This window comes from Pseudoalteromonas shioyasakiensis (genome assembly GCF_024518675.1).
Classification (GTDB): domain Bacteria; phylum Pseudomonadota; class Gammaproteobacteria; order Enterobacterales; family Alteromonadaceae; genus Pseudoalteromonas; species Pseudoalteromonas shioyasakiensis_B.
The window spans coordinates 91317-106119 of record NZ_JANIGL010000003.1 but is presented as its reverse complement, the minus strand read 5'-3'; the positions used below and the strand labels follow the sequence as shown (position 1 = coordinate 106119).

General features: G+C 38.7%; 16 protein-coding genes. 11 read left to right on the top strand and 5 right to left on the bottom strand.

Annotated features, from left to right (window positions below):
* Positions 1-10: 10 nt before the first annotated feature.
* From NQT69_RS09940 to asd, 3 genes are all read left to right on the top strand, one after another.
* Positions 11-2701 carry a TonB-dependent receptor domain-containing protein gene (locus NQT69_RS09940; protein WP_256827522.1) on the top strand — a complete coding sequence of 897 codons (2691 nt, stop codon included), beginning with the start codon at positions 11-13 and terminating at the stop codon, positions 2699-2701.
* A 137-nt stretch (positions 2702-2838) separates the two neighbouring features.
* A complete protein-coding gene (locus tag NQT69_RS09935; RefSeq protein WP_372822999.1) occupies positions 2839-3642 on the top strand; it encodes a polyphosphate kinase 2 family protein in 804 nt (267 codons plus the stop codon).
* Between the two features lie 144 nt (positions 3643-3786).
* Positions 3787-4923 (top strand): aspartate-semialdehyde dehydrogenase, encoded by a 1137-nt coding sequence (gene asd / locus NQT69_RS09930; protein WP_256827521.1) that lies wholly within the window; start codon positions 3787-3789, stop codon positions 4921-4923.
* A gap of 61 nt (positions 4924-4984) precedes the next feature.
* Here the strand turns inward: asd and NQT69_RS09925 are convergent, their stop codons facing one another.
* Together NQT69_RS09925 and NQT69_RS09920 are read right to left on the bottom strand one after the other, a co-directional pair.
* Entirely contained in the window at positions 4985-7258 is a 2274-nt protein-coding gene (locus tag NQT69_RS09925; protein ID WP_256827520.1) for an EAL domain-containing protein, read from the bottom strand.
* Positions 7259-7389: 131 nt separating this feature from the next.
* Positions 7390-8196, bottom strand: a complete 807-nt coding sequence (locus NQT69_RS09920; RefSeq protein ID WP_256828053.1) for an ion transporter — start codon at positions 8194-8196, stop codon at positions 7390-7392.
* 102 nt (positions 8197-8298) lie between these two features.
* On the opposite strand from NQT69_RS09920, the gene NQT69_RS09915 reads away from it, so the two are divergent.
* The 6 genes from NQT69_RS09915 (at position 8299) to NQT69_RS09890 (ending at position 10589) form a co-directional block, all read left to right on the top strand.
* Entirely contained in the window at positions 8299-8520 is a 222-nt protein-coding gene (locus NQT69_RS09915) for a hypothetical protein (RefSeq protein WP_256827519.1), read from the top strand.
* Complete coding sequence (locus NQT69_RS09910; RefSeq protein WP_256827518.1) at positions 8513-8800, top strand: hypothetical protein; 288 nt, start codon at positions 8513-8515, stop codon at positions 8798-8800. Before NQT69_RS09915 ends, NQT69_RS09910 begins: the two co-directional genes overlap by 8 nt.
* 1 nt (position 8801) lies before the next feature.
* Positions 8802-9263 carry a hypothetical protein gene (locus NQT69_RS09905; protein WP_256827517.1) on the top strand — a complete coding sequence of 154 codons (462 nt, stop codon included), beginning with the start codon at positions 8802-8804 and terminating at the stop codon, positions 9261-9263.
* Between the two features lie 48 nt (positions 9264-9311).
* A complete protein-coding gene (locus NQT69_RS09900) occupies positions 9312-9506 on the top strand; it encodes a YwbE family protein (protein ID WP_087531427.1) in 195 nt (64 codons plus the stop codon).
* Complete coding sequence (locus NQT69_RS09895; RefSeq protein WP_256827516.1) at positions 9503-10021, top strand: DUF4240 domain-containing protein; 519 nt, start codon at positions 9503-9505, stop codon at positions 10019-10021. Before NQT69_RS09900 ends, NQT69_RS09895 begins: the two co-directional genes overlap by 4 nt.
* Positions 10022-10121: 100 nt before the next feature.
* The gene (locus tag NQT69_RS09890) at positions 10122-10589 is read left to right on the top strand and encodes a hypothetical protein (RefSeq protein ID WP_256827515.1); all 468 of its coding nucleotides are present in this window, start codon (positions 10122-10124) and stop codon (positions 10587-10589) included.
* Here the strand turns inward: NQT69_RS09890 and NQT69_RS09885 are convergent.
* From NQT69_RS09885 to NQT69_RS09875, 3 genes are all read right to left on the bottom strand, one after another.
* Entirely contained in the window at positions 10584-11846 is a 1263-nt protein-coding gene (locus NQT69_RS09885) for a Y-family DNA polymerase (RefSeq protein ID WP_256827514.1), read from the bottom strand. The two genes, NQT69_RS09890 and NQT69_RS09885, sit on opposite strands and share 6 nt — an antisense overlap.
* Positions 11834-12247, bottom strand: a complete 414-nt coding sequence (locus tag NQT69_RS09880) for a LexA family protein (protein WP_135473546.1) — start codon at positions 12245-12247, stop codon at positions 11834-11836. The genes NQT69_RS09885 and NQT69_RS09880 overlap by 13 nt, the downstream gene beginning before the upstream one ends.
* A gap of 96 nt (positions 12248-12343) precedes the next feature.
* On the bottom strand, positions 12344-12772 hold the full coding sequence (locus NQT69_RS09875) for a MarR family winged helix-turn-helix transcriptional regulator (protein ID WP_256827513.1): 429 nt from the start codon (positions 12770-12772) through the stop codon (positions 12344-12346).
* A 104-nt stretch (positions 12773-12876) separates the two neighbouring features.
* Between NQT69_RS09875 and NQT69_RS09870 the strand changes: the two genes are divergently transcribed.
* Entirely contained in the window at positions 12877-13659 is a 783-nt protein-coding gene (locus tag NQT69_RS09870) for a siderophore-interacting protein (protein WP_256827512.1), read from the top strand.
* A gap of 66 nt (positions 13660-13725) precedes the next feature.
* Entirely contained in the window at positions 13726-14724 is a 999-nt protein-coding gene (locus NQT69_RS09865) for an LLM class flavin-dependent oxidoreductase (RefSeq protein WP_256827511.1), read from the top strand.
* Positions 14725-14803 lie beyond the last annotated feature (79 nt).

Sequence of the window (14803 nt, the reverse complement as noted above, 5' to 3'; positions counted from 1 at the left end):
GAGTATAATAATGAATTCTTTTAACCCCTCTAAACTTGGTCGTTCAAAGCTAAATTACGCAGTTGTTGCTGCTCTTTTGGGTTTGTCGATAAATTCTGCTCAAGCGCAAGAATCTGACCAAGAGATAGAAGAAGTGGTCGCTGTTGGACAGCGTTTAAAAGGAAGTGCGGGTGCCGTATTGCAAGAGCGTCAAAATCAAGCGTTTGTTGCAGATATTATGGGTGCCGATCAAATTTCAAGAACAGGCGATGGTGATGCCGCTGCAGCACTGCGCCGTGTAACAGGCTTAACCCTTGTAGATGGCAAATTTATCTATGTACGTGGTTTAGGTGAACGTTACTCGAGTACGCAATTAAATGGGATGTACGTTCCAAGTCCCGATCCTACGCGTTCAGTTGTTCCTTTGGATTTATTTCCATCAGACATTATTGAAAGCTTAAGTGTACAAAAATCGTTTTCACCTGATATGCCAGCGCATTTCGGTGGTGGTAACGTCAACATCAGAACTAAATCTATCCCAAGTGATTTCTTATTTAAAATTGATGTTGGTACTTCATACGATACCAGTAATAGTGAAACAGGCTATTTCTATGAGGGCGGTGATGATGATTGGATGGGGCGTGATGATGGGACACGTGCATTACCCCAAGAGTTCATTGATGCATTTGCTGCTGATGGTATAGAAGGTAACCTTGATACCACACTTGAGCAGCGTCAGGCGTTAATGTCATCACTTGATTGGAACATAGGACCAACCGAAAAAGATGTTCCATTAGGTATGGACTTTTCAGTTGCACTTGGAGACCGATTTGAGAGTGACTTAGGTACTTTTGGTGTACTAGCGGCTGTTTCGTATGAAAACGAGTGGGAAGTCAGCCAAGAGCAAAATGGCACCAACCTAGGTAGCTTAGGCTGTGAAGACAAATGTTTCGCGCAATATTATGATGGCACTTCTACAGAACAAAGTGTTCGCTGGAGTGGAACTTTAAACTTGGGTTATGAATTTAACTCAAATCATAAAGTTGAGTTAACTAATATTGCTTTACATGATATGCGTGATCGTGTGCGTGACCGTAACTTCTATGATGCCAATGAGTCAGAAGAAGGAACTCGTGAATTACGTCGTGTCGATGTCGTGTATGAAGAACGCGAAATGTTTTCTAGCCAGTTAAAAGGTACTCATAACTTTATAGAGTATAACAACCTATTTGTTGATTGGTACGCAGGCACTAGCCGTGCTAATCGTGATGCACCAGGTATGGTTGACGCTATTTTTCAAAAAAATTATAGCGATGGGGTTTTTGAATCTGAACAACTGCAAGATGTTTCTGCAACAAATTTAAGCCGAGAGTTTCAAACCCTGCATGATAAGGTGGATACTTGGGGCTGGAATATGGGCATGCCATTTTATGGTGATGGTTATGAGCTAGAATTAAAAGCGGGTGGCGACTTCTCTGAAAAATCTCGAGATGCTTCAAATACGCGTTTTGGTATTACTCACCGTGGCATCGCTGATGAATTTAGCTATGGCTCTCGCTTAGATGAAATTTTCGCTGATGATAATATCAACAACGATGACTTCTACACGAGTGCTACAGGTTCTGGCATTTTTGATGATAGAACAGCTGATGGAGATTCATACACTGCAGCGAATAAGCTAGATGCTTATTATTTCATGGCTGATTATTTCTTAGATAATACATGGCGCTTTACAGGTGGTGTACGTTGGGAAGATTTTGCACAAGTATCTGTACCGTTTAAAGCTCATAGCAATGAATTTGATGCAACGACTGATGAAATCACTGAAGTAGCAATTAAAGATGACGATTTCTTTCCGTCTCTTGCGGTTACTTATATTATGGATGAAGAAATGCAATTTCGCTTAAACTTAAGCGAAACAACCATTCGTCCTGATATGCGTGATGTTAGCTCTAGTTACTATGTTGATCCGTTAACTGAGTTTTTGGTTCGTGGTTCACCTAGTTTACAAAGCTCTAAATTAAAGAACATTGACTTTAGATTCGAATGGTATATGCAATCAGGAAATAACTTCTCAGTTGCTTTATTCCATAAAGATATTGAGAATCCAATTGAAATGGTTGAGCTTGCTGGGGTTGGCGGTGCTGCACCACAGCTATTAACAGCCAATGCAGAGTCTGGTGAGTTAACGGGTATCGAGTTAGACTTTTTATCTGACTTTAGCTTTATTGACTCGTCTTTAGCTAATATATTTGTATCAGGTAATTTAACTTTGTCAGATTCATCAGTTAATCTTGGTATTGATGACTCTGATGGCGTAGATTCTTTATTTGAACAGCAATTAAAAGATGCATTAGAAGCTGATTCTGTTTCTAACATTGTTACAAATAATGAGCGTCGACTTGTAGGTCACTCTGAATGGGTAACTAACTTACAAATGGGTTATGACTCAGATGATGGCTTCCATTCAACATCATTAGTTTATAATGTGTTTGGGCCTAGAATAATCGTACCAGGTACTCGTGGTAATGAAGACGCTGAGGAGCAATCATTCCATTCATTAGATTTAGTTTATTCTTATTTTCCAAACTTTAGCAGTAAAGTGAAATTTAAAGTTGAAAATATTCTTGGTCAAGATAAAGAAATTGAACAAGAAGGTTTATCACTCTGGAAAAAAGAAGAAGGGACTAAATTTAGTATAGCGTATTCTTACGAGTTCTAGCTTAGTTTAGCCTAGGAAGGCGAATACAATAACCTCACTTCATTGCCCTACATTTGTAGGGCTTTTTTTTGCCCAGCTGTTTGCTATGCTTATTGGCACCTACAAATGCCCAAGCTGCTTGTTGAAAAGGAATTATTGTGCACTCTGTTAGTAAAATTAAACTCAATAAAAATAAATTAGTGTTAGACGAGTCACAAGCGCAGTGGCCATCGGTTAAAGATAAACAAACTTATAAGCGACAGCTCAAACACTGGCAAACTAAGTTGTTGCATGTACAGCAAGCTTATTTTCATCAAGGGCGTCGCGCCGTTATTGTTTTAGAGGGCTGGGATGCGGCAGGCAAAGGCGGTGCAATTAGGCGTTTAACGCAGCGGTTAGATCCCCGAGGGTTTACTGTTTACCCGATTGCTGCACCAACGTCTGAAGAGCAAGGCAAACATTATTTGTATCGATTTATGACTAAACTACCTGCGCCAGGCACTATCGCCTTTTTTGATCGATCCTATTATGGCCGTGTTTTGGTAGAAAGAGTTGAGGGACTTGCCAGTTCACAGCAGTGGCAACGTGCATATCAAGAGATCAATGAATTTGAACGCTTATTAATAGATGATGAGGTACGCATTGTTAAGGTGTTTTTAAATATCAGTAGTGATGAGCAGTTAAAGCGCTTTGAAGGACGCCTGCAAGACCCTTATAAACGCTGGAAACTCACCAGCGAAGATATCCGCAATCGTGAAAAACGTGGTGAGTATGTAAATGCTATTAACGATATGTTTGTTCATACCAATACCAAAGCTGCGCCATGGCATATTATTGCAGCACAATATAAATGGTATGCCCGTATTGAGGTGCTTAAAACAGTTGTAAAACAGTTACGCAAAGGCGTTGATTTATCGCCACCTGCATTAGATCCCAGTTTAGAAGATATAACCATTGATTGATCTTTAAGTTACAGAATCAATATGAAATATTTTTATGTTCTATGACTATTACTGGTTTTGCATTTACTGCAATGCTAGATTAACTCGTCTAAAAATTAAATCTCACGCAATGAATTTTAATTTTTAACGTATTAGGTATTTCTTATGACTCAAATAGTGGAACAAACAATGAAAAAAGTAGGATTAGTCGGTTGGCGGGGCATGGTTGGCTCAGTGTTATTAGAACGTATGCAGCAAGAAAATGATTTTGCCAATATTGACACCACTTTTTTTACCACCTCTCAAGCAGGGCAACTAGGGCCTGACATAGCCGGCGAGGCAAAACCTTTACTCGATGCCACTAGCATTGAAGAGCTGGCTAAAATGGACATCATTATCACCTGCCAAGGTGGTGATTATACTAAAGCGGTTTACCCACAGTTACGTGAAGCAGGGTGGAACGGCTATTGGATTGATGCCGCGTCAGCTCTTCGTATGAGCGATGACAGTATTATTGTACTTGATCCTGTAAACAAAGATGTCATTGCACAAGGTCTTGAACAAGGCGTTAAAACCTATGTGGGTGGTAACTGTACCGTTTCACTCATGTTATTGGCTCTAGGTGGTTTATTTGAGCAAGATTTGATTGAGTGGGTCAGCCCAATGACTTACCAAGCAGCCTCTGGTGCCGGTGCTCGTAATATGAAAGAGCTTATCGCGCAAATGGGCTCTATTCATGCAAGCGTAGCTGATAAGCTTGCAGATCCACAAGCTGCTATTTTAGAAATTGATAAGCTGGTAACCGAGCAAATTGCATCAAGTGATTTACCACAAGATCAATTTGGTGTACCGCTAGCGGGCAGTTTAATCCCATGGATTGACGTGCCTATGCCATCAGGGCAATCAAAAGAAGAATGGAAAGCGCAAGTTGAAGCCAATAAAATTTTAGGCTCATCTAAGCAACCTGTTCCTGTTGATGGTTTATGCGTACGTATTGGTGCCATGCGTTGTCATTCACAAGCTATGACTATTAAACTACGTGAAGACATCAGCGTTGACAAAGTAGAGCAAATCTTAGCGTCGCATAACGAATGGGTTAAAGTGATACCCAATGAACGTGATATTACAGCGACAGATTTAACACCGGTTAAAGTGACTGGTACATTAAATATTCCGATTGGCAGAATCCGTAAATTATCTATGGGGCCTGAGTACATTAGTGCGTTTACTGTGGGTGACCAATTACTGTGGGGGGCAGCAGAGCCACTTCGCCGTATGTTACGTATTATTGTTGAAGGCTAAACAAGATGTCTAAAAAGAGAGCTTAAGCTCTCTTTTTTAGGTACTGTTATTTTTGTATTACTTAAATGCTATAGTTTCTGTTCTTATTCATTTGTTGATTGAAATATAATCCGTTTTGCTCTATATGTTTGGTGTACTCATTCGCGGGTAGGGGCCTTGCAAAATAAAACCCTTGAAACTCTTTACAGCCCATATCAGCCATCGTATCTACTTGTGATTTTGTTTCAACGCCTTCCGAGACACATTCAATATTAAGCTCTTTACACATTGCATGTATTGCTTTCACTAGACTTTTTTGTCTTATTGATGTTGTTACTTGGCTAATTAAAGATCTGTCTAGTTTTAATTTATTGATAGGGTAATCAGCTAAACGGGCTATATTAGAATACCCAACACCAAAATCATCGACCGATATTATGAAACCCCACGATTGTAAATTTTGAATTAATGATAACGAGTGCTCTTGATTTGCTTCTAATGATGTTTCAGTGAGTTCTAGCTCGATTTGATTTGGTTTTACGTTAAAATCAGCTAAATACTTGACGAGCTTTGACATAAAATCCGTTTGACTAAAATCGATTAACGAAATGTTGATTGCAATAGGGACTAAAGGTGTATTAGTGTTTGCCCACATTTCAATTTGTGCACAGACTTTTTGAATGACTAGATCGGTCAATCGGCTGATCATTCTGTATTCCTCTGCGATAGGAATAAATACCGCAGGTGAAACTACGCCTAGTGTTGGGCTATTCCATCGAGCCAATGCTTCAAGGCCAATACACTTACCTTCATTTGTTACTTTAGGTTGATAATGCATATCTAGCTCACCATTTTGTAGAGCTTCGTCTAATAGCATTGATATTTCATGTTTTTCTAAAAATGCTTGTGAGCGTTTCTCGTCATATCGATTAATAGATTTATAATTATTACCCAGTTTAAGTGCTTCTATTGCATTGTTGAGGACATTTCCACTGTCTTTACCTTGAGTTGGGTAATGGGCAAAGCCTAATAAAAAAGCTTGTTGACACTTTGTGCCTCTAAGATTGTAGGGTTCATCTAAGATACGCTTAATAGTGTCAAGCAACTTATGTTCAGGTTCATTTATTGGCGTAGTATTAAGAATAAACGCCAATTTCCCATCACCTATATGGGCACAAAATAATAGTGCATCAATTGCTTTTAATCGCTTATGTGATGTAATAAGTAAAGTCTTAGAATCATTCTTATTATATTTAAGGCTTAAATATTCACTGTTTGAACTTTGTGCGACAACGATATAAAAACCACGTTGATATTTAGCTATCAATCTTTCACTTTGTAATACAAACCATTCTCTATTTGGTAAATGCGATTGCCCGTCACAATAACGTAAACGCTTATTTTCAAGCTCCATTGCGGATAGATTTTGTTTTATTTTTTGTTCTTCTGTGCAGTCATCAAACCGAAGTACATAATAATCTGAACTTAACACTTTTTGGCAGTGAACACTTTGGTATGTATTTTTATATTTTATTATTTGGGTTCGTTTACCTTTAGATTCAATTTTCACTGTGGGTAATATAGTGTGTAGCCCTACCTCCATATAGCATGTTATATCTTTAAAATTAAACAATTCTCTCGCTTTATCGTTACAGTCAATAATTTTTAGCTGACTATCTATTATCAACTTGGTAATTGTAGAGTCTGTAAAAAAAGTACGATAAAGCTCATTTTTATCCTTTAAGTATGTATTTGACTCTTTCATTGTTTTATTTAATCGTTTTGCTGCAACAATTGTTCGTGCTACAGCTAGGGGAATGCAGACATTAAAAAATAAAAATATCAAACCAGATATATACCAGTCTGCGTTTGGTAGTTGTGTGCTTATAGAAGTCAAAGAAGAAAGGTTTATATCGTTGATTATAAAATAGAAAGGGATAATGTTTAAGATTGCATAGAATAACGCAGTTCTAGTGCCTAACAACATTAGTGCAATTATAGGGCAAGCATACATATACATGGAACCAACTTTAATGAGATTTAAATCACTTAAAAAGAGGTTCATTGATACTGTTGCCGCAACGATACAGAGCAAAAGTGTATGAGAACAAAATACATAGTATTTTTTACTTGCTATAAGTAGGGACACCATGGCTGCAAGAAAGCTGACTGACAATATAATTACGTAAGCTAAATCAAACTTTATAGCTGCATTAAAAGTATGGCATAGGACAGAGAAACATAACATGAGCCCAGTAGCTAAAATAATACGTAGTGCGCTAATTCGCCAATTAGGTATAAAAGTGTGTGAATTGTCTTTATCGGATAGTAAAAAATAACGGCTGAAATAATGCATTGTAATCAGTGTTAATTACTCATTTTTTTATTAGACATTGATAGTTTATTAAATGCAATTATTTGTTAGTTATTTGCTATTTTTTAATTGTAAAGTATTAGGGGGGCCTAATACTTTACTTCAAACCTCACTTATTTTTTATTGACTATAAGTTCTTTCAATTCGTCAAGCTGCGCTTTAAGCTCATTGATTTGCCCTTGGGTTGAAGGTAATGAGTCTACATCTGCTTGCTCTTCGCGGGCGTTACGGTGCTCTTCAGACATAACTTCTAAAATTGCCCCGACCATCATGTTTAAAAATACAAACGCCGTTAAAAAGATAAATGTTAAGTAGAAAATCCAGCTTAACTTATAAACCGCCATGGTTTCGTACATGACATCAGTCCAATCCTCGAATGTGGCAATCCTAAAGAGAGTCAACATTGAAATAGACACATCCCCCCATAATACGGGGTTTATATCAGCAAATAACATGCTGCCCATTGCTGCATAAATATAAAAAATCACAAACATTAATAAACCGATATAGCCCATTTGTGGGATGGCTTTGATCAGTGAGTTTACCAATAACCGTAACTCGGGGATCATAGATACCAAGCGCAATACGCGGAATATTCTTAATAAACGGGCAATAAATATGGTTGAACCAGCAGCAGGGTATAAACTCCCTACTACAATGATAAAGTCGAAGATATTCCAGCCTTTGGAAAAGAAATCTTTGATTCCTTTACTGGCTATATACCTGATAATCAGCTCAATTAAGAAAAAGACAGTGATCCCTATATCCATCCAATGTAAAGCAAGCTCAACTGTTGGATGTAACGAATAGGTATGAGCTCCTACAGTGAGCGCGGAGACCACAATAACGGCGATAACAAATGATTGAAATATTTTACTTTTATCGATACGCTGGAACAGCTCTTGTAACTGCGACAACATCATAATACAGCCTTAATTGTAATTAATATAAAACGAGAGCAATATACAGCAAAAGCGCGTTTGATGAATTAGTTTTGCGCTATAAAATGTAAGGAATTTTTAATGGTTTTCAATACACTGAAATTATTTTTTAGTGCTTCAATGATTTTTATCTTATCGGCTTGTACATCTGATAGTCGTTATCATGAAATTCAATCTGCGCGGTTAGATGAATGTAACTATATGGCTGATAAAGAATATCACGAATGCATTAAGCGCCAAGAAGATAGTTACGACGAATACAAAAAAAATAGAGCCACAGAGCAAACAACACAAAATGACTAAAACAGAAAAATTACTCGATAAATCACTTCGAAAAATGTTGACCATTGCCTGTGAAAATATTAAATATGATTGTAGCGGTTTTGCGTATTTAACCCATGAAGTTAATTTAAAAAAACCAGCGGGCAGTTTACAGGTAAGCTGTTACTTTATTGATGAATTAGCTTTATCTGAGGCTAACAGCAAACAACAATTACCAGCGCTTGAAAGTGAAATAAAAGCGCAGCTTGCTGTAATCAACATCAAACCACAGGCAATCAGTTTTTTAGCGGACTCACTTTAATATGATAACCGTTTTTTCAAATCTATCTAACAAACAAAAACAATATAGTTTATTGGCACTTGCGTTACTGTTTTTTATTCTAGGTATTTATCAAATAACCGCGTCAACGAATGACACTGCGATACCTGTTTTTAGTAATGGCTTTGTTATTGCAATTGCGTTTTGGGCATTTTCACGTCGCTACAGTGATAAATTTATAAAACAACATGCGATTGTGAACGCCCTTACTCGGGTTAATGAGCAATTGGTGGTGAAACAAGCGCTAATTAAAAAAGTATCTGAGGTGGATATTTCTCGTATAAGCACGCTTGCAATTGCTGACAATTACCTAAGTTGTATATTAGATGGTAATGGACAAGGGTTTGATTTCCAAATAATCGGTAATGCGAGTGACATACATGCACGACTAATCGCAATTTTAACTGCCAATGAGCGCCAGTCCATTGTCATTACCCTTGTATAGCCTGCACATAAAGCTATAATCCTTAAAAATTGTAAAAGAGATACATTTATGGCTGTTCCTACTCGTTCTCAAATTTCCCCAGGCACTGAAGTCAACATTGTTTTAAAACAAGATCAACGTAGTGGCACATTAACTAACGGTATAGTTTCGCGTTTATTGACTAAATCACCGAATCATCCTCATGGCATTAAAGTGCAATTAGAAGACGGCCAAGTAGGGCGTGTTAAAGAGATTGTTTCATGAGCGAATTTACAGAAGCTGAATTTTGGCAATTAGTGACGGTTGAAGATAAAACCGCTGATCCTGAGTCAGTTAGTAAACGATTAAAAGCGTTACTCGCTGATTTAGATGACGAGCAACTCATTGCTTTTGATAAACAGTTTAGTATTTGCATGCGCCAGAGCTATACCTGGGATTTATTTGGTGCAGCATTTGTTATGGCTGGCTGTAATGATGATTATGGCTTTTCAGAGTTTCGCTGTTGGCTTATTTCTCGTGGTGAGTCAGTATTCAATGCTGCCATTGCAAACCCTGACTCATTAGCTGACAGCACGCCGCTTTATTACTTAAATGAGCAACCTTACCCGTACTTAGACGAGTATGATCTTATCGCCGGGTTATTGTATGAAGAGCGTAACGATGATGAGTTACCGTTTGTGCCTTCAGGGCTAAATCAACCTAAAGGTAAACGGTTTAAAGATAAACCAAAATTTTTAAAATTAAGTTACCCACAACTGTTTGCTAAGTATTGGCAATAATGATCATTTAAAGCGAGTTTTGTTACTTGCTTTATCATTATTTTAATCACTGTACCTATGCTATGCTAAAGAGATAGGTCATCCTAAACTTAGGTATTTAATGCATTTTTATAAAGCTTTATTTTGTATGGTAGGCGTATTATTTACGCAAGTAAGTGATGCTAAATCTGTGTTGCCCAGTAATAAAAGCCAATTTGTTAAATTATTAAACGCTAAATTAGGAAGTTATAAGTTAATTGCTGGGAACAGTGATATTTGCTCAAGCGGTGAACTTAGCTGGCATAATAAAAACGAGACCGACCTTGGTTTTAGCCTCGGAAGCGGTATTATTTTTAATGCATTACACAATGGGACTCAAACCAATAAAGTGCCTAACTTTTGTTTAGTAACCACCAAGTTTAAATACACCAGTGAAGGCCTTACCATGACACTTCGCCACAACCGTTGTGAGAATGACAGTGACAACCTCGATACCAGTCAAACTTTACGCTTTTTAGCCGACCATAAAATACAGTACAGCATTGAGAACACCGATGTTGAGTGTACCTTCGAGCTACAGCGTTTATAAGTCACACGTTATTTTAGGTAAAGCATGCCAGCGTGTAGTGTATTGCGGTGATAAAAACGCGCGTTTCATATGCCATGATTGTGTTTGATGTTGACTGGCAAGGCTGAGTGTATCACTGCCATAACGCTGATTAATGGCATCTAAACATTGCATGAGCTTAATATTATCATTTGCCACCGCAAATAAATCGGCTTGTTGAAATTGCACCGAGTTTAGCTCGAGTGCACCGACACCACATTTATAAAACTTCACCCCAGGCTGATAAAGCTGATCAAATAAACAACTCACTGCACTGGCTAACACACGGCTGTCAGCACTCGGTATAGTAAAGTCATAGATTAATGATTTTTTGTAGTAATACTGTTCATGTGGGGAGCTTGCGACAAATAATAATAGCCGTTTAGTTACTGAGCGTTGTTGGCGCAATTTCTTTGCCACGACAACACAATGGTTCACTAACGCCGTTTTTAATGCAATAGGGTCGGTTAAACGCTTGCCAAAACTACGGGTTGAAAATACTTCCCGTTTATCTTGGCGTACTTCATCCCAACTTAAGCAGCTTATGCCATTGAGTTCATTTACAGTGCGCTCTAATACAACACTAAATTGTCGTTTAATACGTCGTGGTTGTTGCTCGGCTAAATCAAGTGCGGTATTGATATTTAATAATTTTAGCTTCTTAGCTATACGCCGACCAACCCCCCACACATCGCTGACATCCATCAAACTAAGAACGTGTTTACGTGAGTTTTCATCATCAATTACTGCAACACCATTAAAGCCCTTAAGCTTTTTAGCGGCATGGTTGGCGGCTTTAGCAAGTGTGGGTGTTGAACCAAATCCCACGCCGACAGGTAACTTCGTTTCTTGCCACACTGTGTGGCGTATCATTTGCCCATATTGATGCCAATCTTTAATTAAAGGTGCAAAGCCATTAAAGTGTAAAAATGATTCATCAATCGAATAGATATGTTGGTTATCACAAAAGCGACTGATCACATTCATCATTTTGTCGCTTAAATCAGCATACAGCTCATAGTTAGATGAGCGAATAATCACGTGATGCTTTGCTAGTAAATGCTTTACTTTAAAATACGGCTGAAATTTAGGAATATTTAACTTACGCGCAATCGGGCATACAGCGCAAACGCAGCCATCGTTATTAGTTAGTACAACAACGGGTTTGCGCCTAATTGCAGGATCAAATACCTTTTCGGCACTGGCGTAAAACGATACCGCATCGACTAAGGCATACATTGGTGTAACTCAGGGCTTAAACGATGTAGGCGAATAGAGCGGGTCACAACGCCTTCTAATTGAAACTCATCACTGGCTGATAGTTGTACAGGCCCATAGGCAGGGGATGCTGACAACAACTGTGCGTTAGTTCTATCGAGTAACTTACAGACAAATAAGCCATTTAAGTTGGCAACGATCACATCACCATTTTTAGCATCTTCAGCTCTGTCAACTAACAGTAAATCGCCATCAAAAATACCCACCCCTTGCATTGACTCACCGGAGGCCACACCGATAAATGTGGCATCGGGGTGCTTTATTAATAATTGATCAAGAGATAAGCCTAATTCTTTATATTGTGCGGCGGGGGATTCAAACCCGCACACGCCTGCTTCGATATAAATTGGAATAACACGCATACTAAAACACACTTAACTGTATATTTGTACAGTATAGTGCTTGGCAAGTTAAAATGCCAAGGGTTAGATTAGTATCGCTAGCGTATATTAGCTATGTTATTCATTTTTTATATTGCTGATCATAGTCTTAGCTGTATGCAAAAAATTATCAATTTGGTTTTGATCTAGCCCTTGGCACAGTAAGGCATCAACACTTTGCTCCGCAGCATGTAATTTTTGTAATAACAGCTCACCCGCCGCGGTAAACGAGAGGATAAAACAGCGTTTGTCATTTTCATCGGCACATTTAGTAATTAAATCAAGTTTGAGTAACTCTTTGATCAAACGTGCTATTTGTGCTTTATCACGTTGAGTTTGCTGAACAATATCGTTTGCTGTGCAATGAGGCGTTTGCGCAATAATATGTAAGCAGCGTACATGTAATGCGTTGATACCTAACTCGTTAGCGTTAATTGAATTGCGTACGGTCACACGGTAGCTCTGAGCAAGAGCAAATAAAGTAGCGGCTAAATTTTGTTGTGTCATAAAACACCTAGTTAGTTGACAAAGTCAATTAAAAGTATATAGTTGATTTTATCAACCAATGGGGCGTTGTGCAATTAATCATTACTAAATAATTGGAGACAACCATGAGTAAAAAAATACGTCGTGCACAGGTAATAAGCAGCAAACAGATATCACCGCACTTAATGCGAGTTGTTGTTGGCTCTGACGAGTTTGCTGATTTCCCCATTGATCAACAAGGTGCGTATGTAAAAGTGCTTTTTCCTCATGAAGGTAAAACCGAGGTTGAGTTAAATTTAAAAGCGGATAATCCTGCGCCAATGCGTTCTTATACTATTCGTAATATCGACCCACACAGTGGTGCCATTACGCTAGACTTTGTCATAAACCAACATCGCGGTATCGCGACAAACTGGGCAAAACAAGCAAAAATAGGTGATAACCTTGGTATCGCAGGGCCCGGCCCTCGCAAACTTTCTGACTTTAGCCAATCTGAGTACTTATTAATTGGTGATTTAACATCTGTGAATGCAATTAATGGCTATTTGCAAAAACTACCAGCCAGTGCCTCAGTAAACGCAATCATTCATGTACCTGATGAAGGCGATATTATTGAACTAGACACAGTACCCAGTCATTATCAGGTTAATTGGCTCGTAAGCGAGCAACCACAAGTTGACTTAATTAATGCAGTGATAACGCAATTGACTGCAAGTAATTCAAGGTCAACAGGCAATAAACCTGTGATATTTATGGCACTGGAGTCGTCACTTATTCGTGAAATAAACACCATTGCACGCTCACAGTTTGCGATTGCTAGAGAAAACATTGCTTGCTCAGCGTATTGGAAGCAAGGCATAACAGCCGATGGTTTAAAAGTCGAAAAACAGCATCAATCAAATGCTTGAACGGCATTTGAAAAATAAACCTGCGGCACCACTGTATACTTATATTGAACTTAAACAGAGAGTGTTATGAGCGTACTTAAAAATATGCATTTTTCATTATTAGAGCTAAGCCCAATGAAAGAGCATGAGAGCGTGTCGCAAACATTAGCAAACAGTGTAGCGTATGCGCAAAAGGCTGATCAATTAGGGTTTAATCGCTTTTGGATGGCTGAGCATCATAATATGCCTGGCATTGTATGCGCAGCAACGTCTGTATTAATTGGTCATATCGCCGGGCAAACACGTAATATCCGTGTTGGCGCTGGCGGCGTAATGTTACCTAACCACCCGCCACTAGTTGTTGCTGAGCAGTTTGGTACGCTTGAGAGCTTATATCCTGGGCGTATTGATTTAGGGCTAGGGCGAGCACCAGGAAGTGACCACATAACAAGCCGAGCACTTAGACGCGATGAACGCAGAGCAGAGAACTTTGCCGATGAAGTAACCGAACTGCAAGCGCTATTAGGCCCAAGTGATGAGCGCTCCCCAGTACGTGCTATACCAGGCGAAAACACCAATGTGCCCATTTGGTTACTTGGTTCAAGCTTATACAGTGCGAAACTGGCAGCTAAAAAAGGTTTACCTTATGCTTTTGCAGGGCATTTTGCACCGCGCTTTTTATATGATGCAATTGCTTTGTATAGAAGTGAATTTAAACCATCAGCAGTATTAGACAAACCCTATGTCATGCTGGGTTTACCTGTGGTTGCAGCAGATACTGATGAACAAGCGCACTACTTAGCGAGCACTTCTAAACAACGCGTTTTAGCGTTAATGCGTGGCCATCCTTTGTGGTTAAAGCCGCCCGTTACCAGTATGGATGCGCTGTGGAGTGAGCAAGAACAAGCCCAAGTAGAAAACTTTCTCGGCTTATCGATTGTAGGCGGCCCTGCAACGGTGAAACATAAGCTCGAAATGATTGTTAAAGAACTCGGCGTTGATGAGTTTATTTTTACCAATGATTTATATGATAGTGAACACAGGCAGCGAGCGCTGGAAATATTAGCGGATTTAAAAAGTCGTTAAGTTAAATTAAGCAAACATACATTTAGCGTTTGCTAAAGTAGCCATATCAAAAATAGCGGTAAGCGAACTTCTTACTGTT

Bases quoted from the DNA above. Each gene is read 5' to 3' on its own strand.
- NQT69_RS09940 (WP_256827522.1), top strand. From the start codon at position 11: ATGAATTCTTTTAACCCCTCTAAACTTGGTCGTTCAAAGCTAAATTAC.
- asd (WP_256827521.1), top strand. From the start codon at position 3,787: ATGACTCAAATAGTGGAACAAACAATGAAAAAAGTAGGATTAGTCGGT.
- NQT69_RS09925 (WP_256827520.1), bottom strand. From the start codon at position 7,258: ATGCATTATTTCAGCCGTTATTTTTTACTATCCGATAAAGACAATTCA.
- NQT69_RS09920 (WP_256828053.1), bottom strand. From the start codon at position 8,196: ATGTTGTCGCAGTTACAAGAGCTGTTCCAGCGTATCGATAAAAGTAAA.
- NQT69_RS09915 (WP_256827519.1), top strand. From the start codon at position 8,299: ATGGTTTTCAATACACTGAAATTATTTTTTAGTGCTTCAATGATTTTT.
- NQT69_RS09910 (WP_256827518.1), top strand. From the start codon at position 8,513: ATGACTAAAACAGAAAAATTACTCGATAAATCACTTCGAAAAATGTTG.
- NQT69_RS09905 (WP_256827517.1), top strand. From the start codon at position 8,802: ATGATAACCGTTTTTTCAAATCTATCTAACAAACAAAAACAATATAGT.
- NQT69_RS09900 (WP_087531427.1), top strand. From the start codon at position 9,312: ATGGCTGTTCCTACTCGTTCTCAAATTTCCCCAGGCACTGAAGTCAAC.
- NQT69_RS09895 (WP_256827516.1), top strand. From the start codon at position 9,503: ATGAGCGAATTTACAGAAGCTGAATTTTGGCAATTAGTGACGGTTGAA.
- NQT69_RS09890 (WP_256827515.1), top strand. From the start codon at position 10,122: ATGCATTTTTATAAAGCTTTATTTTGTATGGTAGGCGTATTATTTACG.
- NQT69_RS09885 (WP_256827514.1), bottom strand. From the start codon at position 11,846: ATGTATGCCTTAGTCGATGCGGTATCGTTTTACGCCAGTGCCGAAAAG.
- NQT69_RS09880 (WP_135473546.1), bottom strand. From the start codon at position 12,247: ATGCGTGTTATTCCAATTTATATCGAAGCAGGCGTGTGCGGGTTTGAA.
- NQT69_RS09875 (WP_256827513.1), bottom strand. From the start codon at position 12,772: ATGACACAACAAAATTTAGCCGCTACTTTATTTGCTCTTGCTCAGAGC.
- NQT69_RS09870 (WP_256827512.1), top strand. From the start codon at position 12,877: ATGAGTAAAAAAATACGTCGTGCACAGGTAATAAGCAGCAAACAGATA.
- NQT69_RS09865 (WP_256827511.1), top strand. From the start codon at position 13,726: ATGAGCGTACTTAAAAATATGCATTTTTCATTATTAGAGCTAAGCCCA.